We start from the raw sequence: 20,831 nt of genomic DNA, 5'->3' as shown, positions 1-20,831 counted from the left end.
TACCTAATAAGCAGGGTGGAATTATTTGATGAATACGCGTGTTTTTATATTGTTTGCTTTGTTAATGCTTTCTGGATGTGGTGATGGAACATCATCAGGAAAATCCGAGACAGAAGGATCTTGGAAGAAGTTACCGGATGAGATCACTCCGATCAATGAATTGCCATCCATATTCCAAGAAGGATTAACGCCGGAACAAAAGGCTGATCTGCTGAAAAAGATCATGCCGACGGGAGACGATAATTTAACGCCAGAAGAACGATTTCTGAAGTTACGCCAGGATGCAGACGCCGGTGATGCTGAAGCACAGAATGCTCTGGGCGCTTTGTTCTATTCTGGAGAGGCCATATCCAAGGATGCGACGGGGAAAGTTATGGACTATGATCTCGAGGCAGCTGCAGGCTGGTTTTATCGTGCTGCTGAACAGGGACACCCGGGTGCCCAATTTAATCTAGGTCTGCTGTATGCAGAAGGTCAAGGTGTTCCTCAAGATGCGGCCAAAGCAGTGGAGTGGTTTACCAAAGCGGCTGAGCAAGGTAATGTGGATGCCCAGAATAACCTGGGTGTGATGAATCTTGTTGGCGAGGGCGTACCAAAAGATGTGAATAAAGCAGTGGAATGGTTCGAAAAAGCTGCAGCACAAGGGAATGAAGATGCTAAAGAAAATCTTAAGGCGATACGGGCCGCAAGAAATTAGTCTAATTTGCCGTTTTTTATTGGCTTCTGTCTATTCTCAGAGATTCTCAACTACAAAGCATTACAAGGAAGCATGGGCGACATTAAATAGCTATCGTGAGTTCGACATAAGGATCACATCAGCACAACTGGAAGAGCTTGGGAGGGTCTGATATTAAGTGAGGGTTTTTTCTCCCGGAATGCGTAAGCTATCAGATTAACAAAAAAGTTAAATGGGCTGCGATGACGGGAAGGCTCGATTTGCAAGATGTTTTTCAGTTGATCGTTGACAGTCTCCATGATCGAGCGTTTACGCAACAAAAGTTTGTCAAACAGTAGCTGGGAGATGTAGCCCTGGTCGTTAATGACTAAGTGCAGCTTGAATCCATAAAACCAATCCACGCGGGTCTTTCCCCTGGCAGCAAACACCGCCATCACTTTATGTGACCAGATGCGGCGATTGTGACATGCACTGATCTCGGTCGAATCAATGAAGCTCATCCCACTGCAGCGCCCAAAACGGCTGATCAGAAAACAGCTCAACAAAGCGATTGTAACTCACCAACTCCTCAATACCTGATTCAGGTAATAGTGCTTAAACGTCCGGTAACCCGGCAGATGAAACCCTACCACGACTCAAACTCCTGGCAAAAATCGTCACTCGCACAAAAAATCGCTATAGTATTCAGCGGAATCCGACTCCTCTCGTGATGAAGCTCTTTCCCAAAATCGTTTCATCATAAGGAATTCGGATTCCTTTTACAGCTTTTCTTGCGTCGAACACACGTTATCTAAGCATCACTTATTTGTGTGTTTGAGGTTAAGAGCTTTAATTGTAAGATTTTTTTAAGCCATACAATAAAATTTTCACAGCTATCATTGGGTGTGGTAGGTGTAATAAATTCTTGCCTTGACGTGGCGTGCAGCTCTGTCTAACATAAAAAAGTAATCTTTGTTTATAACTGTTTTCTGGACATTCTAATTTAATTACTTTAGGGATTGATTATGTCACGGCTTAAAAGAACGTTGTTAAGTGGTTTTGCGCCATTATTGTTATCAAGTCTGTTGGTTGGTCAGGCAACTTCTGTTACTGCCGGTGAGCACGATGAGCATCATGGACATGTAAAAACGTATGCTCATTTCAATAAAGAAGGAGAGTTGCTAACCCCAAGAAATTATCGTGAATGGATTTTCGTCGGTTCGCCCGTGACACCCAAAGACATGAACGATGACAATCCAGCATTTCCTGAGTTTCACAATGTGTACATTGATCCTGCAAGCTGGGCGCACTGGAAAAAAACCGGTAAATTCCGTGATGGTACCATTATCGTCAAGGAGTTGGTTAGTGTCGGTACCAAAGAAGCACCCAGTGGCAAGGGTTACTTTCAGGGTGAATACCTCGGCATAGCTGCTACAGTAAAGGATTCGAAGCGTTTTGCTGATCGACCCAACAATTGGGCATACTTTGGCTATGAAAGCTATGAAAGCAAGAGTGCCGCCCCACAAACTGATAAATCTTGCAATACTTGTCATAAAGAAAATGCCGCTGAAGACCATGTGTTTACCCAGTACTACCCGGTATTGCGTGCTGGCAAGCCTGGGAAGTGAGCAAAGCAGCTTGGCAAGTTGATAAACAGGAGAGAGGGTTTGCCAAGGCTATAATAGTTACCTCTAAGCTTTAGAATGAGAAGGGTATTTTATTCCTGGCGCTTCTTGGCGCAGAATAATTTGCCCTTTATTTTTTAATAAAATTTAAAGAGATAGGTATGCGGGTTGTGTATATTCGTATCTATTGCTTTCTAATGCCATTATCTCTAAATGAAGGATGATGCGACGGTAAGCTAGACAGTATGGACAATACGGTAAGGAGAAGCCGACAAAGCAAGTTTTGCTTTAGAATTGGCGTAATATGCAGCTTCTAAAACAAAAGCAAGAGGTAGTTAATTAATGAAAACTAATCAAGCAGTTGAAAAAATTCTGGCGCCAGAGCTCCAGACAGTGGGTTGGCTCAATACTCCTCACCCTATTACACTTACTTCATTGCGCGGTAAGGTTGTGTTGTTGCATGCTTTTCAGATGCTATGCCCTGGTTGTGTGCAGGTTGGCATTCCTCAAACGCAACGGATATTCGAAGAATTTAATCCAGATCAAGTTGCCGTGATTGGCCTCCATACAGTCTTTGAGCATCATTCAGTTATGGGGCGTGAAGCGCTTGAAGTATTTTCCTATGAATATCGATTACGTTTTCCAATCGGGATCGATAAACCGAGCGATCAGCACGTCATTCCGCACACCATGATGACCTATCAGATGCAAGGTACACCCACGACTATCTTAATTGATAAAACTGGTCATCTGCGTTTGCACAAATTTGGTCATGTCAATGATTTTATATTGGGCGTATCCATAGGGACATTGCTGGCGGAAGAGATTGACGAAACGGGACTCGTACAATCTGCTCCTCAAAGTAAACAAAGTGACGCTGAATCTGCGAGTTGTGGTTCAGATGGTTGCCCAGTTTAACTATATAAATTCTGAGAATTAAAATGTATCTTTCCATTTGCGAATTTCTGTAAAAACACTGATGGAGTCTGGCAGTATTTTGCCAGAATGCTGGTTAGCAGCGTGAATGATGGCTGGCTGAGTACATCGCAAAAAAGGATTCGTCACTTTTTCGATGGCTAACGTTGAGGGAAGCGTGGGGGTATTATGCTTTCTTTGCGCTTCTATTTCGTTTGCGCGTTGTGCTAAGACTGGGTTATCAGCATCGACCACCTTTGCAAAGCGGACATTGGACAGCGTGTATTCATGAGTGCAGTAGACAAGAGTTTCATTAGGCAGATTGGCTAGTTTCTGTAATGAAGCATACATCTGTTGTGCGGTGCCTTCAAAAATGCGTCCACAGCCACAGGCAAACAGGGTGTCGCCACAAAATAACGATTTTCCGCCATAATACGCAATATGGCCTGCCGTATGGCCGGGTATATCCAGTACGGCAAGATCAAGTGATAGCTCAGTTAGGTGGAGAGTATCCCCCTCTCTGAGACCGTGTGTCAGCCCGGGAATATTTTCATGTGCGGGACCATACACTGGCATGGTAAATGCCTGCAATAAGGTAACATTGCCTGCGGTATGATCGTGATGATGGTGCGTGCTGAGGATGGCGATGGGTTGCAATTTCTGTTGCTGGAGATAGGTTAGCACGGGCGTTGCGCTTCCCGGATCGACAATGGCAGCGTAATGCTGATCATGAATTATCCAGATATAGTTGTCTTTAAAGGCGCGAACAGGGTAAATATTGAGCATGGTGTTTCTCTCGGTTTAGTTACAGTATATATTTATGATGAGATTGAGCGCTAACAATATCATGACTCTCTCCACGCAAGCGCAGGACATGCAGCAATGGTTTGCAACCTCACTGGGCCAATACTTGTTGGCAGAGGAGCAGAGCTATTTTGATCAAGCGGTTATCAATATTTTTGGCTATCACGCTTTGCAAATCGGATTTTCTCAGTTTAATTTTTTGCGCGCTAATCGTATCCCTTTTCAGTTTCGCCTGGGCATCAGCCATGGTGCATCCTTCCATGCGTTACCTGATTTTCTGCCAATCGACAGTGGCAGTATGGATCTGGTTTTGTTGCCGCATGTATTGGAGTTCAATTCTAATCCACATCAGATTCTTCGCGAAGTACACCGTGTTTTGATGCCAGAGGGCCATGTCGTAATCAGTGGTTTTAATCCGTTCAGCCTTTGGGGGGCGCACCAGTATTTCAAGGCAGCGAAAAATGAATTTCCGTGGTGGGGTCGATTTATCGCGTTATCTCGGCTCAAGGATTGGTTGAAACTGCTTGATTTCGAGATTGTCGGGGGGCGACTCGGCTGCTATGTTCCTCCCTTTAGTAAAGAAAGATGGATAAAGCGTTTTCATTTTATGGAGGCTGCGGGAGATCGTTGGTGGCCGATTTCGGGAGGGGTTTATTTCTTACAGGCGATCAAGCAAATCCATGGTATGCGTATTATTAAGCCTTGCTGGGAAAATAGCTTGGCTAGCAAAAGAAAGATTGCTCCGGTGACGCAGAAATTCAAAGATACTGTGGAGTGAGTATAATCACGCTGGACTATTAATCATCAAGTAAAAATACAAATCAGAGATGAACATGCAAGACGCTACATGCGTGGTGGAGATTTTTACCGATGGTGCCTGCAAGGGCAATCCTGGTATTGGTGGCTGGGGGGTTTTGCTAAAATACCAGGGAGGGGCGCAGGAATTATTTGGCGGTGAAGAAAGGACTACCAATAATCGGATGGAATTGCTCGCGGCAATTCGTGCATTGCAGGCATTAGCATCGCTGCCTGTTTTAGGGGAATCTTGCAAAATACAGCTTCATACTGATTCCCAGTATGTCCAGAAAGGAATCAGTGAGTGGATACACGGCTGGAAAAGAAAAGGATGGCGCACGGCTGACAGGAAGCCAGTGAAGAATGAAGAATTATGGAGAGAGCTTGATCAATTGGCGCAGCAATATCAAATTGAGTGGTTCTGGGTGCGGGGACATGCTGGCCATGACGGTAATGAGCGAGCAGACGAGCTGGCTAATCGGGGAGTTGAATCGGTGATCCCAAAAAAGAGTAACTTAGGTGGTAAGGCAGGCGATTGATGCGGCAAATTTTTCTGGATACTGAGACAACCGGCTTAGATCCTAAATTGGGTCACCGCATTGTTGAAATAGCGGCGATTGAAATGTGCAACCGGCAATTGACAGGCCGTCATTTTCATTACTACCTGAATCCTGAACGGGAAAGTGATGCGAGCGCGCTGCAAATCCATGGTCTGACTAGAGCGTTTTTGCAAGACAAACATAAATTTCGTGATATTTATAAAGCCTTGCTGGAGTTCATCGGGGATGCGGAGCTTCTTATTCATAATGCACCGTTTGATGTAGGATTTCTCGATCATGAATTAGGGTTGATCAGGTTGCAACCTCTGAAAAATTACTGCACCGAGATTACTGATACCCTTGTTCTCGCCAAAGAGATGCATCCTGGTAAACGGAATAACCTGGATGCGTTGTGCGAGCGCTATCAGATTGATCATTCGAGGCGCACCTTACATGGCGCATTACTGGATGCGGAGCTTTTGGCCGAAGTCTATTTGGCTATGACCAGAGGGCAAGAAAGTTTATTGATGGAATTGGATATCGCGCCATTGTCAATCGATACAGCAGTCAGTGTGGAAAATCTGCATTTGACTGTACTGTCTGCTAGTGAGCAAGAGCTTGAATTACACGTGCGGCAACTTGAGCATATTGATAAAGAAAGTAAAGGAAAGTGCTTGTGGAAACATGCGGAATTCAGCGCATAGTATGAAATCACATATATCATATGCGATCTCATGCTTTTTTATAAAATCGTTAAGTGCCGGCTTTTATTCGTAAAGCCTTGGTTGCAAGTGTTCTGCCCAAATCCCAAACTGCAGCCGGACCGCGATGTGCGTCACTGACAACATTTTTAACTGCGTCTACGATCCACTTTATATCGGATTCGGTAAGAATGAGTGGCGGAATAAACTTGACGATATTCATGCCGCGGCCCGCTACCTGGGACAGAATACGATGCCGGGAAAACAAGGGGACAGTAATCATTTGCGAGAACAACCCCTTGTTAGCCGCTTCCAGCATTTTCCAGGACATTCTCAGAGATAGGCTTTTCGGTTCAGTAAATTCTAAGGCAATCATCATGCCTTTTCCCCGGATTTCCTTCAGGCATTCATATTCTCCGACAAGGGGCCGCAGTGCTTCGATGATTGCTTGCCCAGATTGAGCAGATTTTTCGATCAGATTTTCTGATTCCAGTACTTCGAGGGTGGCTAATCCGGCTGCCATGGCAAGATTATTTTTGCCGAAGGTGCTGCCATGAACAACAGCCCGGTCCATACGATTGAAAACACGATCAAAGATCCATTCCTTGCAGATCAGTGCGCCGATGGGAACGAATCCTCCTGACAGTGCTTTTGCCATGCAGAGAATATCCGGAACAACCGACCAGTGTTCTACGGCCCACCATTTGCCAGTGCGTCCCAATCCTGTTTGTACTTCATCCGCTATAAATAATGCACCATAACGACGAGTCAGCTCAGCAGCTTCTGGTAAATAATGATCATCCGGTATCCAGACACCATGCCCTTGTATCGGCTCGGTAATAAAGGCGGCGACATCTTTTTGGGAGAGCGCTTCTTCTAAAGCGGCCAGATCTCCGAATGGAATCTCAATAAAATCTGGTAAAAGTGGACCAAATCCTTGCTTGTAGTGAGAATCTCCGGTAGCCGAAAGTGAACCGAGGCTGAGACCGTGATAACCTCCCTGACAGTAAATAATTTTGGATTTGCCTGTTGCATAACGACTAAATTTAATTGCAGCTTCGATCGTTTCAGTTCCAGAGTTGGCAAAGAAAACGCGCCCCAAACCTTCTGGACTGATGGCTACCAGCTTTTCGGCGAGTAACCCGGACAGCAACGATACATCCAGTTGTACAAGATTAGGGAGATCTGCACTGAGAACATCTTTAAGCACCTGGACGATTTTCGGGTGATTGCGTCCGAGCGCAAAGACACCGAAACCACTCAGCAAATCAAGGTAGCGATTGCCTCGATCGTCAATAAGGTAGGCCCCTTCAGCTTTTACATAATGGCGATCAAAGCCTATTGTTTTGAGCACTTTCACCATCTGGCTATTGAGATAATGATCGTGTAAAGCGAAATTCTCTTTGCCGCGTTGCTGAATGAGTTCCTGAATATTCATAAACCAGGCTCCGTGACAAGGTTGCATGTGAAAAGTTGAAAAAACATGTTTGAATCTTGTGGGATCAGGGGGGTCTTCTAGTTTAGAGACCTTATTATTGATATTTAAACGGAGGTGGCAATGATGAGGAAAATACCATGAATGTGTCTGATATTCAGATAATAAAGTTAAGGAAAATGCAAGGGTCTAGGGCGGTTCATGCTGAGCGACCAGGAGTGCTTTCTTTTGAGAATCATGACATTATCCTTGCCTAGTCCTCAAGCTGTCAATACTGAAGTGAGATGAGTTAATTAAATGGGATGCGCATGATTATTTGGCCATTCATAACATCTTGTCTTAAGCGCTCTTTTTCAGAATCTGTATATATATTTTTTGTTAGAATACCCCTTTATTTTAATCTGTTAATTTCGTGGAGTATTTAATGGCTGTTGAAAGAACGTTGTCTATTATTAAACCGGATGCGGTTGCAAAAAATGTCATTGGCCAGATTTATTCAAGATTTGAGGAGGCCGGGTTAAGAATTATCGCTGCGCGTATGATGCAGCTATCCCGGATTGAGGCTGAGACCTTCTATGGGGTTCATCGAGGGCGCCCTTTTTTTAATGATCTGGTGGAATTTATGACTTCTGGACCTGTCATGATTCAGGTGCTTGAAGGAGAAGACGCTGTCAGAAAGAACCGTGAATTGATGGGAGCAACAGACCCACAGAAAGCTGAAAAAGGAACTATCCGTGCTGATTTCGCGGAAAATATCGATGCGAATGCGGTGCATGGTTCTGATGCGCCTGAGACTGCGGCAGTGGAAATCGCCTGCTTTTTTCCTGCTTTAGATATTTATTCACGTTAAAAATAGTCTATAACCAGGGTAACTTGGTATGAATGTGGCGATTAATTTACTTGATCTTGATTCGGCGGGTCTTGCGCGTTTCTGCATGGATATTGGAGAAAAACCCTATCGTGCAAAACAATTGTTGCGCTGGATACATCAATTAGGCATGTCAGATTTTGCGGAGATGAGTGATCTGGCAAAAGCATTTCGAGAGAAGCTTGCTGCGCTTGCCATCATTCAATCACCCGAAGTTATCAATGATCATATCGCTGCAGATGGCACCCGGAAATGGTTATTATCAACGGGTGTCGGCAATGCTGTAGAAATGGTTTTCATTCCTGAAGCTAATCGTGGCACACTCTGTGTTTCCAGTCAGGTGGGGTGCGCGCTGGCATGTAGTTTCTGTTCGACTGGGAAGCAAGGTTTTAATCGTAATCTAACGGTTGCGGAGATCATCGGTCAGTTGTGGTGGGCAAATAAGATGCTCAAAACTGAAAGTGGTCATGAAGCTTGTTTTACGCCAGAAAGTGTTGTCAATGGAAGGATACACGATCAGAAAAAAAACGCTGCTCGGGCGATTAGCAATGTTGTACTGATGGGGATGGGTGAACCATTGGCCAATTTCGAAAATGTCGTTACGGCACTGGATTTGATGCTCGATGATAGCGCTTATGGATTATCCAGGCGGAGAGTAACGGTCAGTACTTCCGGTCTGGTACCCGCAATGGATCGGTTGCGCGAGCGCTGCCCCGTTGCTTTGGCAGTTTCTTTGCATGCACCCAATGATACATTGCGTGATCAATTGGTGCCGATTAATAAGAAGTATCCAATCGAGATGTTGTTGGCTGCATGTGAGCGTTATCTTCAAGCTGCGCCTAGAGACTTCATTACATTCGAATACGTCATGCTTAACAGCGTAAATGACAGCGTGGAGCATGCGCATGAGTTGGTGCGACTGGTAAAAAAAATTCCCTGTAAGCTGAATCTGATCCCGTTTAATTCCTTTTCTGGATCGGGTTATAAGCGTTCATCATCAGAAGCGATTCGAGTTTTTCGTGATGTGTTGATGCAAGCAGATATCATGACCACGGTGCGTAAAACACGAGGTGATGATATCGATGCAGCTTGTGGTCAATTGGCTGGGCAGGTACTGGATAAAACCCGACGAACAAATCGTGGCATGACAAGGGTAACAGGGTGAAAAAGGTGCTGGCTGGTTTGGTGGGAGTGTTTATGGTGCTGATCACTGGATGCACGCAATCACCCGTTAAAGAGACAGCACAGGCTTCGGAAGAAGCAAGAAAACGAGCGCAACAAAGTGCAAAAATTCATACGGAACTAGCTGGACAATATTACAGTCGTGGTCGGTACAGAGTGGCAATAGAAGAAGCTGAAATCGCATTGCGGACAAACCCAAATTATGCGCCGGCCTATAATGTACTCGGATTAGTATATATGGATTTGCGCGAAGATGGGCGTGCGCGATGGAATTTTGAGCATGCGCTCAGAATTGCACCTAACGACTCTGACAGCCATAATAACTTTGGCTGGTTTCTTTGTCAGCGCCAGCCTGAACAGATGGATCTGGCAGTGGACCATTTTATGAGTGCAATCAGAGATCCCCTTTATGAAATGCCTGAAAAAACATACTCGAATGCAGGAATTTGTGTGCTTAAACGTAATGAATTCGAACGCGCTAAAGTATTCTTCCAGAAAGCCTTGGTCATTCGCCCCGACTATCCACTGGCAGTACTTGGGTTAATTGAGATCGCTTTCAAGCGTGGTAATCTCAAAACGGCTAAATCCAGCATTACTTCCTATATGCAGGCTTATCCACTTACGCCAGAAAGTTTATGGCTGGCCATTCAAATTGAACATGCAATCGGAGATTATCAGGCTGAGACCAGCTATGCTTCTCAGTTACAAAGGCGTTTTCCTGATTCCAGTGAGGCGATGGCGCTGCGTGAAGGGAGATTAAATCATGAATGATGGTTCCAAAAATGGACTAGAAGCGTTTGATATCCATCTAGAAGGGGCGATCTCTTCTGATGGCGGCGTTCGTGAAAGCACACTTGTTCAGATTGATGGACGTGAGGCTAGTATTGAGGCGACCAGCAAGCTTCTTGCTGGTCATGGGGCAAGTGCAGGGGAAGAGTTTAATGCAGTAATTGGGTACGGACAGCGACTACGTGCTGAAAGACTGAGGCGCGGCTTGAGTGTAGGTGAGGTGGCGAGGCGATTGCGATTGTCAATACAGCAAATAAATGCCCTTGAGGAAGAAGATTACAGTAAGCTTCCTTCCGGTACATTCTTACGAGGCTTTGTTCGTAATTATGGTAGCTTGCTACAGCTTGACACTAATTCATTGCTTCGTTTATTGACTCAATCCGCGCCCCTGCTGGCTCATCAAGGTCCCGCAAGGCAGATAAAAACGACTCCACTGGTTTCGTCGAAACGAGCGGGCGGCGCGCGCGGAGTATTGCTTTCGGCTATGGTTTTAATTCTGGCTTTGTTGGGTTACGGTGTGTATCAGAGCGGAGATTGGGGGCAAGAGTCGGTTATGGAGCATGATATTGATGCAAATGCTTCGTTTGATTCGCAAGCAGAAAATGGTCAGGTCACAATGGAATTATTGCTGCCACAGACACCTTCAGTTCTTTCGCGCGGCATGGGGCCATCAGAGAAGAGTCCATCAGGAATCGTACCTGCTCCGGTCGTGTCGGCGGTGGCTGGGTCTGCTGTAACCGAGGTGATTGAGAGTAATGAAAAAACACTGCATTTCATTTTTTCCAAGGAGTCATGGGTGGAGATAAAGGACAGCAATAGAAAAGTGATTTTTGTCAAAACGAATGCCAAAGGTACGGAGCAAGTGATAAAAGGGATGCCACCTTTGTATTTAGTGATTGGTAATGCTACGGGCGTTAATCTTACCTATAATGGCAAGCCGGTTGATCTAGCTCCCTATACCCGGAGAAACGATGATGTAGCTCGTTTTTCACTTGAATGAATTTCTCGTTTTATTTGTCAAATTTTAGTTCTTTTTCAGGCTTTATAGAATAATGTCTCAAAATAATATTTCTTTACCCCGGCGCAGAAGTGTTGGGGTTCGCGTAGATTCAATCATGATCGGTGGTAATGCACCTGTCGTTGTACAATCGATGACTAATACTGATACAGCAGATGAAGTGGCTACCGCCATACAGGTTGCGCAATTGGCGCATGCTGGTTCAGAATTGGTGCGAATTACAGTCAATACTGCAGAAGCAGCCAATGCAGTGCCAGCGATTCGTGCAAGATTGGACAATATGGGCTGTCATGTGCCACTGGTAGGCGACTTTCATTTTAATGGCCACAAATTACTGACCGCCTACCCGGATTGCGCCAGAGCATTGGCCAAGTATCGTATCAATCCAGGAAATGTAGGTCATGGCAAGAAGCGCGATGAGCAGTTTGCTACGCTGATTGAGATAGCTTGTAAATACGACAAGCCTGTGCGAATTGGCGTCAATTGGGGTAGTTTGGATCCGGAAATGCTGGCACGCATCATGGATGAAAATGCCAAATCTGCTGAACCAATGGATGCTGGTCAAGTAATGCGCAAGGCTCTCATTACTTCTGCTTTGGAGAGTGCAACCAAGGCTGAAGAGCTTGGGCTTCCACGAGATCACATCGTGCTGTCTTGCAAGGTAAGCGGTGTGCAAGACTTGATAGCGGTCTATCGTGACCTGGCAGCTCAGTGTGATTATGCACTGCACCTGGGGTTGACAGAGGCAGGGATGGGGTCGAAGGGGATCGTTGCATCGACTGCAGCATTGTCGGTGCTGTTGTTTGAAGGGATAGGCGATACCATACGGATATCACTGACGCCTGAGCCTGGAGGGGATCGCACGCGTGAGGTCATCGTGGCGCAGGAAATCCTGCAGACAATGGGTTTGCGGGCATTTGTTCCGCTGGTGGCAGCATGCCCAGGTTGCGGACGAACAACGAGTACTTATTTTCAAGAGTTAGCTGAAAGTATCCAAGCTTATGTGCGAGAGCAAATGACCACCTGGCGTGAACAATATGATGGAGTGGAAAACATGACGCTGGCGGTGATGGGATGCGTGGTCAATGGTCCGGGGGAAAGTAAGCATGCCAATATTGGTATTAGCTTGCCTGGCTCAGGAGAAAATCCGGTGGCACCGGTTTATGTGGATGGACAAAAGACAGTCACCCTGAAGGGGGACAACATCGCGGGCGAATTTCGTCACATCGTTGATGAATATGTACGCACCAAATACCAAAGAAAATCAATCCATGCCTAATGTGATTCAGGCTATCCGCGGGATGAATGATATCCTGCCAGATGAAGCGCATCGTTGGGAGTTTTTTGAGGATGCAGTGCGTACCTGGCTCGCCAGTTATGGTTACCGTAATATTCGTACTCCCATCGTCGAGCAGACTGATTTATTCATACGCTCGATCGGTGCGGTGACTGATATCGTCGAAAAGGAAATGTACACGTTTGTGGACCATCTTAATGGAGATAGTCTGACATTGCGTCCGGAAGGAACAGCTTCCTGTGTGCGTGCAGTGCTTGAGCATAATCTTCTTTATGCAGGGCCGCAGAGATTATATTACTATGGACCGATGTTTCGGCATGAACGTCCACAAAAAGGGCGGTACCGGCAATTTCACCAAGTTGGCGTGGAGGCGCTGGGATATGCGGGCGCTGATATCGATGCAGAGCTGATCATCATGTGCGCGCGGCTTTGGCGTCAATTGGGCATTTCAGGTGTGCACCTGGAAATTGGCACGCTTGGCAGCACCGAATCACGTGCCATTTATCGGGCAAGACTCATCAAGTATTTTGAGCAGTATTGGGATGAACTGGATGAAGATGCACGCAGGCGCCTGCATAGCAATCCCCTGCGTATCCTGGATAGTAAGAATCCGCTCATGCGCGAGATCCTGCTTGGAGCACCACGGTTATTGGATGATCTGGATGAGGAATCACTAAAGCATTTTGAAGCGTTGCAGCGAGTGCTGCACGAGCAAGGTGTTGATTTTGAGATTAATCTCCAGCTTGTGAGGGGATTGGATTATTACAATCGCACCGTATTCGAATGGGTGACCGATAAGCTGGGTGCACAAGGGACGATATGCGCAGGAGGGCGCTATGATGGGTTGATCGCGCAAATGGGCGGAAAGCCGGCGCCTGCCTGTGGGTTTGCGATGGGAATTGAACGAATTCTTGCTTTGATAGGCGAAAGTGAAATTCCAAACCCTGCCGTCGATATTTATGTTGCTCATCAGGGAGAGATCGCTGCGAATTTTTCCTGGAAAGCAGTAGAATGGTTTCGTAATGAAGGGCTCAGCGTTATTTTGCATTGCGGCGGCGGAAGTTTTAAATCGCAAATGAAGAAAGCGGATGCCAGTGGCGCTCGTTTTGCTGTCATTATTGGTGATGATGAAGCAAAAGCAGGGGAAGTGAGCATCAAGCCGTTGCGTGAGGCAGCTGAGCAGGTGAGAATAGGGCTAGCGGAAGCAGGCCCACTACTCAAACGAATTTAATAGTTAATTATCTAGGCAGGTCAAGAAAAAATGGCAGCTTATAATCCGGAAGAACAGGAAAAAATAGAAGGGCTAAAAGCCTGGTGGGCAGCGCATGGTAATACGATGATTATCATCGTAACAACCTTGATTGCAACGATCGTCGGAACGCAGACTTGGAATTATTATAAAAGGCAGCAAGCACAGCAGGCTGCTGACTTGTTTGCTATATTGCAACAGCAAGTTGAGAAAAATAGTAACTCCGGGAAGATTAATGATGCCGCGCATTTGTTGATGGAGGGCTTCCCTGCTAGCGGGTATGCTTCACGCGCAGCTCTGATTGCAGCGCATGCAAATATCAATGCTGGTGAGATACAAGGGACTAAAAGTAAATTGCAGTGGATTCTGGATGTGAGTAAGGAGTCGGAGATAAAGGATATCGCGCGATTACGCCTTGCTGGCATATTGTTGGATGAGAAGAAATATGATGAAGCTCTGAGTCTGCTAAATGCTCAGCATGGAGAATCTTTTACAGGACTTTATACTGATTTGAAAGGAGATATTCTCACTGCATCGGGAAAAATAGCTGAAGCGCGTATAGCTTATCAACAAGCAATCGATAAATTGGGTGGTGGTAGAAGCGCCTATCAGAATATTGTCCAGATGAAGCTGGATGCTTTGAGAGAGACCAAGCAGTAGGTGATCGTCAATTTGTATCTGGAGTATCTTTTGTTGCTTAGAGCAGGAGGTTTCTTCTTACGACACCTCGTATTATCCGTCGTGTTGGTTTTACTGACCGGATGCGCCAGTATGGGTGATCTGGGGATTAGTAATTTTGTTGATCTATTGAGTAATAAAGATGAAGTTGAGGTTAATGAGGAAGAAATTGCGGCATTAGAAGCACTACCGCAGATACCGATATTGTGGCAGCTCGGCCTGAATAAGAGCGAGATAGCCGTATTCTCTCCCATTTATGAGAATGGCGCAGTATACGTGGCTGATGCAAAAGGACAGCTGGTTCGCCTCGATCCGGCTACTGGAAAAGAGAACTGGCAGGTAGAGACTGAGCATAAGTTATCAGGGGGAGTGGGTGCAGGCCATGGAATGATCCTGATCGGAACATTCAAGGGTGAAGTGCTTGCGTTTGACGAAATGGGTAATGAGCGCTGGAAAGCGCGCGTGACCAGCGAAGTATTAAGTCCGCCCCAGGTCGATAGCGGTGTCGTGATTGCACGGAGCGGTGATGGCAGGATTTTTGGATTAGATGCGGCGGATGGCAAACGTAAATGGGTTTATCAAGGGCCTACGCCTGCATTGACGATGAGAAATTTTACCAGCGTGTTAATTTATCGAGGTGCTGTATTTGCTGGATTAGCCGGTGGCAAACTGATAGCCATGAATTTAGTAAACGGCAATGTAGGCTGGGAGGCGACTGTTTCACAACCACGCGGGGTCACCGAGCTGGAGCGTATGACGGATATTGCTGGTCTACCCGTTATTGATGATCAACAAGTTTGTGCCGTAGCCTATAATGGGCGCATTGCCTGCTTTGAGATCGCGGATGGTAATCAGATTTGGGCGAGAGATGCATCTAGCAATGTTGGTCTTACTATGGATAACAACAATGTCTATGTAAGTGAAGATCGTGGTGCAGTCGTCGCTTATGACAAAAGAAGTGGTGCCATGATGTGGAAGCAGGCTAAACTGGGTAGCCGTAAATTATCTGCGCCCTTGGTTGTTCGTGGTGCACTCTTGGCAGTGGGTGATGCAGAAGGTAACGTCTCACTACTCAGGCGCCATGATGGCAGTCTGGTGGCACGAGCGGCCACGGATGGCAGTGCTATTTTGAGCCGTCCGGAGTATATTCCTGATGGGTTTGTCGTGCAGACCTCAAAGGGTGGAATTTACGCTTTTGCTGCGCAGTAACGGTTGTTGGTAATCCACTCTTCACAATAAATTTCAGAGATGCTTTCTTCCAGTAATGGGAGCGGGCATGCATTTTTTCAGCCATTATCATTTCCTATAATCATGAAACCTACGCTTGTGCTGGTTGGGCGACCCAATGTCGGTAAATCAACACTGTTTAATCGTCTCACGCGCAGTCGTGATGCCATCGTGGCAGACATTCCAGGGTTGACCCGTGATCGGCATTATGGTCATGGCAAGATAGGCGATAAGCCTTATATCGTTGTAGATACGGGCGGTTTTGAACCTGTTGTAAAGTCGGGCGTGCTGCATGCGATGGCGAAGCAGACATTGCAGGCAGTCGATGAAGCGGATATTGTTTTGTTTGTGGTTGATGGCCGGCAAGGATTGGCGCCGCATGACAAGATTATTGCGGAGCATCTGCGTCAAACAGGTCGCAAAATTCTGCTGGTAGTGAATAAAACCGAAGGAATGAGAACCGCTATTGTCACTTCGGAATTTTATGAGCTCGGTCTGGGTGAGCCTTGTGCAATTTCAGCTATTCATGGCGATCACGTGGGTGAGCTGGTCGAATTGGCTTTGGCCGATTTTCTTCCTCCTCCAGAAGAAATTGAGGAGAGAGCAGAAAAATATCCCAAAATCGCCATTGTCGGACGGCCCAACGTAGGCAAGTCCACGCTGATCAATACGTTGTTGGGTGAAGAGCGTGTCATTGCATTTGATCAGCCGGGTACGACCCGGGACAGTATTTATATTGATTTTGAGTACCGTCAGCATCATTACACTTTGATCGATACAGCGGGTCTGCGTCGTCGAGGCAAAGTATTCGAGACGATCGAGAAATTTTCAGTCATCAAAACACTGCAAGCCATCGAGGATGCAAATGTAGTGGTCCTGGTTCTTGATGCAAGAAATGATATTTCTGACCAGGATGCCCATATTGCCGGATTTATTCTGGAAACGGGCAGAGCATTGGTCATCGCTATAAATAAGTGGGATGGTCTGGATGATTATCAGCGAGATGCTGTCAAGCGGGAGATAGCCCGAAAGTTCGCGTTTCTTGATTTTGCTAAATATCACTACATTTCTGCGTTACAGGGAAGCGGCATAAAAGGATTATTTCCATCGATTAATACCGCTTATGCCGCCGCAATGGCGAATTTGCCCACACCCAAGCTGACACGTGCTTTGCTGGCAGCTGTCGCAAAACAATCTCCTCCACGGGGAGGGATGTCTCGTCCCAAATTGCGCTATGCTCACCAGGGAGGTTCCAATCCTCCCTTAATCATTGTTCATGGCAGCATGCTGGATCATGTGCCAGAAACTTACCGCCGCTACCTGGAAAGCACATTTCGTGAAACTTTCCGGCTGGAAGGTACGCCGTTACGCGTAGAATTCAGGACAGGCCATAATCCCTACGCCAATAAGAAACCTGCGCCACCGACCGAAGAAGAAGCCCGGCGTGCGCATAATCGCCGTCGCCGGAACAGGAAGAAATATGGTCGATGAGATTTATGGATATCAGAAAGATCAAAACCTGAAAGTGCACAGATTAAAGGTTTGCCGTCTGTTGCAGAACCCAATCGTGAAGGGTGACATAATCTGTTTTTCCAGTGCCCAGAATAGGCATTTCATTGATTACTAAAATAGTTTTTGGGATACTCAACTCTCCAATTCCCTGTTCCTGAACATAGCTAATCAAGTCATTTCGATTGGCGGTGGGATTGGTCGTAATGAGAACCAACCGTTCTCCTTTTTTTGCATCGGGAATCTGCACCACGGCATGGATATAATCGGGCCAGAGTTTGCTGACATACTCTTCTACCGCAGCTAAAGAAACCATTTCACCCCCGATTTTGGCGAAACGCTTGGCGCGACCTTTAATAAATATATAGCCTTCATTATCTATTTCGACGATATCGCCCGTGTCATACCAGCTGTTAAGTAGGGGCGTAACCTGCCCGGGCGAGTCGATCAGATAATACCCTTTCATGACATTAGGAGCAGAGACTAGTAACTTACCGCCATTTTTAATACCTGGAATTTTTTCCAACTGGTAGCTAATCCCTGGCAGCATGCGACCTACCGATCCTGCTCGGTTGTGCATGGGGGTATTGATACTCAGGATGGGCGCTGTTTCAGTAGCGCCATACCCTTCGAAAATACGGACGCCGAAATTTTCTGACCATGTTCTACGCGTACTTTCCCTTAATTTTTCTGCGCCTGCGAATACATAGCGAAGACTGTAAAAATCATAGGGATTAGCATGACGTGCATAGCCAGCCAGGAAGGTATCGGTACCAAATAGAAGTGTGGCGTTGGTGTCATATACCAGTTCCGGGATAGCCCGATAATGCAGTGGTGAAGCATAAAAAAATGTCTTTATTCCGGATAAAACGGGTAAGAGCATGCCGCCTGTCAGACCAAATGAATGAAAAATCGGTAACGCATTGAATACGATATCCGTTGGACCAAAATCGATAAGGGAGGACACCTGGAAGCGGTTCGCCTGTAAATTGATGTGACTAAGCACTACGCCTTTAGGAGTCCCTTCAGAGCCAGAAGTAAATAAAACCACCGCCGGAGCATTGGGATCCTGTGAGGGACTGGTGACGCGATAAGTAAGTCGCGGAATCCATCCGGCTAAGAATCCTGCGAACTTGTTCCACCAGTGAAGGTGTTTGTGAATATCTTCCAGGTAAAGTAGCGCAACACGTTGCGCTTGCAATCCATCGATCATTTCAGTGAGTTTCCCAGCTTCAATGAACTGTCTGGACGTGATGACCGATTTGATTTGTGCCAGTTGACATGCGTCCACCAGATTCTTTTTGCTGGCGGAGAAATTTAACATGGCAGGGGTGCGGCCAAAGGCTTGTAAGGCAAAGAAACTGATCAGCGTGCCAGTCATGTTAGGCAATAACACTCCCACGTTTTCTCCTGCCCGCGTAAGCTTTCGCAGATTGTTTCCTAGAATAAAACTGCGGGTGATTAACTGAGAGTAGGTCAATGTCATGCGTTTGATATCTTCAGCGACGATATGTTTTTTACCATGAATGGCGGTTGCATCCAGAAGGGACTGAAATAAGGTTTGCTTGAGTTCATTGCTTTGAAACATCATGGTTGTCATGATGTCGTAAAGCTTGATTCCGGCTAGACGTCTTCGTTGCTTTCCGTGGATTTGCGGCGGCAGATCAAATGATTCGGGTGGCATGCAGGTAAGGGTGATTTTGGGGAACCAGCGAATCCGAATTTTACCTTTCAGTCTGGAGAAAGGGGTGTATTGAGCACCTGAAATTCTGATCGGGAGGAGTAGCGCGCCAGATTTATCGGCAATGATGGCAGGACCTTCATAAACTTTCATGAGTGATCCGGTTAGCGTCAGCCTGCCCTCTGGAAAAATGACGACTCTCTGACCACTTTTTACTTTATTAATCAATAGCCGGGTAGACATCGGGTTAGCAGGGTCGATTGTGACGGTGTCAGCCAGAAATAGAAATGGCCTAATCCACCATCGTCGTGCGATGTGTGTGTTGATGGCAAAACACAGTGGCTCAGGGATACCAATGCTTAACAGGATGGCATCCAGGAATGATAGGTGATTGGCAATGATGATCGTTTTTTCTCCTGCTTTCTGATAGTTTTCCAGTCCTTTGACTTCCAGTCGGTAGAAAGTATGAAAAATTCCTTGCAGAATCGATCTGACCAGTGCTTGCGGCAACAGGCTAGCGATGTAGATTGCCACGAGACCATTCAGAATCGCGATGGTAAGAAAAACTTGAGTCACGGTGAAATCGCTGGCCAGCATCAAGCCGATGCCTAGGGCTGATAACACCATGAATAATGCATTCATGATGTTATTGCCAGCAATGACACGTGATAGGTGAGAGGTTTCTGAATAACGCTGAACAATGGCATAAAGTGGGACAACATAGATACCACCGCAAATGGAAATGGCCAGTAGATCCAGCAAGATACGCCAATGTGCCAATGAATTCAGAAAGGCGACTGCACCGATCAGCTCACCTTCTCCTGGAGGAAGGATATTTTCACTGGCAAAAAACAAGTCAATAGTAAAAATGGTCATGCTCAGAATGCTCAGCGGCGTATACGTTGCCGCAATTTCGCTTTTCAGCAATTTATTGCAAAACAGCGAGCCAATGCCAATACCGATGGAAAAAACGACTAGAAACAGCGTGACAATTTGCTCACTGCCGCCAATGATCTCTTTCGCAAAAACAGGAAACTGAGATAAAAAGGTTGCACCAAACAGCCAGAACCACGAGATGCCCAGTATTGAGCGGAATAGAATGGTGTTCTGACGGATGTGCTGCAGGATGGCGCCTGTCTCGTATAGCAGGTTGTAGCCGACTTTAATCTTGGGTGATGCCGGCTTGGCTGGTGGAATGAATAGACTGAATAACCAACCAGTGAATGCGGTGATGATGGCCAATGTTGAAATAATGGCGGCGCCATTTTCAGCTAGAATGAGCAAACCCCCTAGCATCGTGCCGAACAGTATCGCTAAGAATGTGCCTGCTTCAATCAGGGCATTGCCGCCAATCAACTCATTCTCATGGAGGTGGTCTGGCAGAATGCCATATTTGAGTGGTCCAAAAAATGCTGATTGGGCTCCCATTAAAAAAAGAATGCACAGCAGAAAAGCTGCATTCCCTAGAAAGAAGCCTACCGCTGCGCCGCCCATCAACAGGATTTCTATGAATTTGATGATTCTGATCAGCTTTGCTTTGTTCCATTTATCTGCAAGCTGACCTGCGGTGGCAGAAAAAAGAAAGAAAGGCAGGATGAAGATGCCAGCCGCAAGGGTCACCATGATTTGTGGACTGAGGCCTGCGCTATCCATCGCTGTATAGGTAATCAGGATGACGAGTGCATTCTTGAAAGCATTGTCATTCAGTGCCCCCAGGAACTGGGTGAGGAAAAGAGGCAGAAAACGTTTACTGGTAAGCAGGTGCCATTGACTTTGGTGCATGAAGAAAATCCGTGATAATTAATAATTAGTCGTTCGTAGTTTCTCATAACATGACCCATCTTGTAATCCGAACAAAATAGGA

The 20,831-nt window shown here is 46.2% G+C and carries 19 protein-coding genes; 15 read left to right on the top strand and 4 right to left on the bottom strand.

Going from position 1 to position 20,831, the window contains the following annotated elements:
* The first annotated feature begins 28 nt into the window (after window positions 1–28).
* Window positions 29–697: a tetratricopeptide repeat protein gene (locus BLP80_RS00720; RefSeq protein WP_090539138.1), complete on the top strand. Its 669-nt coding sequence runs from the start codon at window positions 29–31 to the stop codon at window positions 695–697.
* Between the two features lie 113 nt (window positions 698–810).
* Here the strand turns inward: BLP80_RS00720 and BLP80_RS00715 are convergent, their stop codons facing one another.
* Window positions 811–1,218 (bottom strand): transposase, encoded by a 408-nt coding sequence (locus tag BLP80_RS00715; protein WP_371128795.1) that lies wholly within the window; start codon window positions 1,216–1,218, stop codon window positions 811–813.
* Window positions 1,219–1,680: 462 nt separating this feature from the next.
* Between BLP80_RS00715 and BLP80_RS00710 the strand changes: the two genes are divergently transcribed.
* Together BLP80_RS00710 and BLP80_RS00705 are read left to right on the top strand one after the other, a co-directional pair.
* A complete protein-coding gene (locus tag BLP80_RS00710) occupies window positions 1,681–2,283 on the top strand; it encodes a cytochrome P460 family protein (protein WP_090539136.1) in 603 nt (200 codons plus the stop codon).
* Window positions 2,284–2,622: 339 nt separating this feature from the next.
* Window positions 2,623–3,198, top strand: coding sequence for a peroxiredoxin family protein (locus BLP80_RS00705; RefSeq protein ID WP_090539134.1), 576 nt, complete (start codon window positions 2,623–2,625; stop codon window positions 3,196–3,198).
* A gap of 18 nt (window positions 3,199–3,216) precedes the next feature.
* On the opposite strand, the gene gloB is transcribed toward BLP80_RS00705, so the two are convergent.
* Window positions 3,217–3,981: a hydroxyacylglutathione hydrolase gene (gene gloB, locus BLP80_RS00700; RefSeq protein WP_090539132.1), complete on the bottom strand. Its 765-nt coding sequence runs from the start codon at window positions 3,979–3,981 to the stop codon at window positions 3,217–3,219.
* Window positions 3,982–4,015: 34 nt separating this feature from the next.
* On the opposite strand from gloB, the gene BLP80_RS00695 reads away from it, so the two are divergent.
* From BLP80_RS00695 to dnaQ, 3 genes are read left to right on the top strand one after another with little or no spacing between them, the layout of a single operon-like run.
* Entirely contained in the window at window positions 4,016–4,777 is a 762-nt protein-coding gene (locus BLP80_RS00695; protein WP_371128792.1) for a class I SAM-dependent methyltransferase, read from the top strand.
* Window positions 4,778–4,832: 55 nt separating this feature from the next.
* Entirely contained in the window at window positions 4,833–5,333 is a 501-nt protein-coding gene (gene rnhA, locus BLP80_RS00690) for a ribonuclease HI (RefSeq protein ID WP_371128791.1), read from the top strand.
* Entirely contained in the window at window positions 5,333–6,037 is a 705-nt protein-coding gene (dnaQ, locus tag BLP80_RS00685; RefSeq protein ID WP_090539128.1) for a DNA polymerase III subunit epsilon, read from the top strand. The genes rnhA and dnaQ overlap by 1 nt, the downstream gene beginning before the upstream one ends.
* 49 nt (window positions 6,038–6,086) lie before the next feature.
* Here dnaQ and BLP80_RS00680 read toward each other — a convergent pair whose 3' ends face one another.
* Complete coding sequence (locus tag BLP80_RS00680) at window positions 6,087–7,472, bottom strand: aspartate aminotransferase family protein (protein WP_090539126.1); 1,386 nt, start codon at window positions 7,470–7,472, stop codon at window positions 6,087–6,089.
* Window positions 7,473–7,893: 421 nt separating this feature from the next.
* Between BLP80_RS00680 and ndk the strand changes: the two genes are divergently transcribed.
* The 9 genes from ndk to der all read left to right on the top strand — a co-directional run bounded on the left by ndk (window position 7,894) and on the right by der (window position 17,268).
* Window positions 7,894–8,319 (top strand): nucleoside-diphosphate kinase, encoded by a 426-nt coding sequence (gene ndk, locus BLP80_RS00675; protein WP_090539124.1) that lies wholly within the window; start codon window positions 7,894–7,896, stop codon window positions 8,317–8,319.
* A gap of 34 nt (window positions 8,320–8,353) precedes the next feature.
* Window positions 8,354–9,502 (top strand): dual-specificity RNA methyltransferase RlmN, encoded by a 1,149-nt coding sequence (gene rlmN, locus BLP80_RS00670; protein ID WP_256324902.1) that lies wholly within the window; start codon window positions 8,354–8,356, stop codon window positions 9,500–9,502.
* Window positions 9,499–10,290, top strand: coding sequence for a type IV pilus biogenesis/stability protein PilW (gene pilW, locus BLP80_RS00665; protein ID WP_256324897.1), 792 nt, complete (start codon window positions 9,499–9,501; stop codon window positions 10,288–10,290). Before rlmN ends, pilW begins: the two co-directional genes overlap by 4 nt.
* Complete coding sequence (locus BLP80_RS00660) at window positions 10,283–11,308, top strand: RodZ domain-containing protein (RefSeq protein WP_090539120.1); 1,026 nt, start codon at window positions 10,283–10,285, stop codon at window positions 11,306–11,308. Before pilW ends, BLP80_RS00660 begins: the two co-directional genes overlap by 8 nt.
* A 52-nt stretch (window positions 11,309–11,360) precedes the next feature.
* The gene (gene ispG / locus BLP80_RS00655) at window positions 11,361–12,605 is read left to right on the top strand and encodes a flavodoxin-dependent (E)-4-hydroxy-3-methylbut-2-enyl-diphosphate synthase (protein WP_090539118.1); all 1,245 of its coding nucleotides are present in this window, start codon (window positions 11,361–11,363) and stop codon (window positions 12,603–12,605) included.
* Window positions 12,598–13,854 (top strand): histidine--tRNA ligase, encoded by a 1,257-nt coding sequence (hisS, locus tag BLP80_RS00650; RefSeq protein WP_090539116.1) that lies wholly within the window; start codon window positions 12,598–12,600, stop codon window positions 13,852–13,854. The genes ispG and hisS overlap by 8 nt, the downstream gene beginning before the upstream one ends.
* 30 nt (window positions 13,855–13,884) lie before the next feature.
* The gene (locus tag BLP80_RS00645) at window positions 13,885–14,532 is read left to right on the top strand and encodes a tetratricopeptide repeat protein (RefSeq protein ID WP_090539114.1); all 648 of its coding nucleotides are present in this window, start codon (window positions 13,885–13,887) and stop codon (window positions 14,530–14,532) included.
* Entirely contained in the window at window positions 14,533–15,759 is a 1,227-nt protein-coding gene (bamB, locus tag BLP80_RS00640) for an outer membrane protein assembly factor BamB (RefSeq protein ID WP_090539112.1), read from the top strand.
* Window positions 15,760–15,861: 102 nt separating this feature from the next.
* Window positions 15,862–17,268, top strand: coding sequence for a ribosome biogenesis GTPase Der (der, locus tag BLP80_RS00635; protein WP_090539223.1), 1,407 nt, complete (start codon window positions 15,862–15,864; stop codon window positions 17,266–17,268).
* Between the two features lie 43 nt (window positions 17,269–17,311).
* On the opposite strand, the gene BLP80_RS00630 is transcribed toward der, so the two are convergent.
* Window positions 17,312–20,749, bottom strand: a complete 3,438-nt coding sequence (locus BLP80_RS00630) for an acyl-[ACP]--phospholipid O-acyltransferase (RefSeq protein WP_090539110.1) — start codon at window positions 20,747–20,749, stop codon at window positions 17,312–17,314.
* Window positions 20,750–20,831: the final 82 nt, after the last annotated feature.

The organism is Nitrosomonas sp. Nm132 (genome assembly GCF_900100485.1).
GTDB lineage: Bacteria > Pseudomonadota > Gammaproteobacteria > Burkholderiales > Nitrosomonadaceae > Nitrosomonas.
Note: the sequence above shows the minus strand (reverse complement) of the source record. Positions and strands in the feature narration are given on the sequence as shown.

What these genes read in the sequence shown, in the direction of transcription:
- BLP80_RS00720 (WP_090539138.1), top strand. Translation starts at nt 29, where the DNA reads ATGAATACGCGTGTTTTTATATTGTTTGCTTTGTTAATGCTTTCTGGA.
- BLP80_RS00710 (WP_090539136.1), top strand. Translation starts at nt 1,681, where the DNA reads ATGTCACGGCTTAAAAGAACGTTGTTAAGTGGTTTTGCGCCATTATTG.
- BLP80_RS00705 (WP_090539134.1), top strand. Translation starts at nt 2,623, where the DNA reads ATGAAAACTAATCAAGCAGTTGAAAAAATTCTGGCGCCAGAGCTCCAG.
- gloB (WP_090539132.1), bottom strand. Translation starts at nt 3,981, where the DNA reads ATGCTCAATATTTACCCTGTTCGCGCCTTTAAAGACAACTATATCTGG.
- BLP80_RS00695 (WP_371128792.1), top strand. Translation starts at nt 4,016, where the DNA reads ATGATGAGATTGAGCGCTAACAATATCATGACTCTCTCCACGCAAGCG.
- rnhA (WP_371128791.1), top strand. Translation starts at nt 4,833, where the DNA reads ATGCAAGACGCTACATGCGTGGTGGAGATTTTTACCGATGGTGCCTGC.
- dnaQ (WP_090539128.1), top strand. Translation starts at nt 5,333, where the DNA reads ATGCGGCAAATTTTTCTGGATACTGAGACAACCGGCTTAGATCCTAAA.
- BLP80_RS00680 (WP_090539126.1), bottom strand. Translation starts at nt 7,472, where the DNA reads ATGAATATTCAGGAACTCATTCAGCAACGCGGCAAAGAGAATTTCGCT.
- ndk (WP_090539124.1), top strand. Translation starts at nt 7,894, where the DNA reads ATGGCTGTTGAAAGAACGTTGTCTATTATTAAACCGGATGCGGTTGCA.
- BLP80_RS00660 (WP_090539120.1), top strand. Translation starts at nt 10,283, where the DNA reads ATGAATGATGGTTCCAAAAATGGACTAGAAGCGTTTGATATCCATCTA.
- ispG (WP_090539118.1), top strand. Translation starts at nt 11,361, where the DNA reads ATGTCTCAAAATAATATTTCTTTACCCCGGCGCAGAAGTGTTGGGGTT.
- hisS (WP_090539116.1), top strand. Translation starts at nt 12,598, where the DNA reads ATGCCTAATGTGATTCAGGCTATCCGCGGGATGAATGATATCCTGCCA.
- BLP80_RS00645 (WP_090539114.1), top strand. Translation starts at nt 13,885, where the DNA reads ATGGCAGCTTATAATCCGGAAGAACAGGAAAAAATAGAAGGGCTAAAA.
- der (WP_090539223.1), top strand. Translation starts at nt 15,862, where the DNA reads ATGAAACCTACGCTTGTGCTGGTTGGGCGACCCAATGTCGGTAAATCA.
- BLP80_RS00630 (WP_090539110.1), bottom strand. Translation starts at nt 20,749, where the DNA reads ATGCACCAAAGTCAATGGCACCTGCTTACCAGTAAACGTTTTCTGCCT.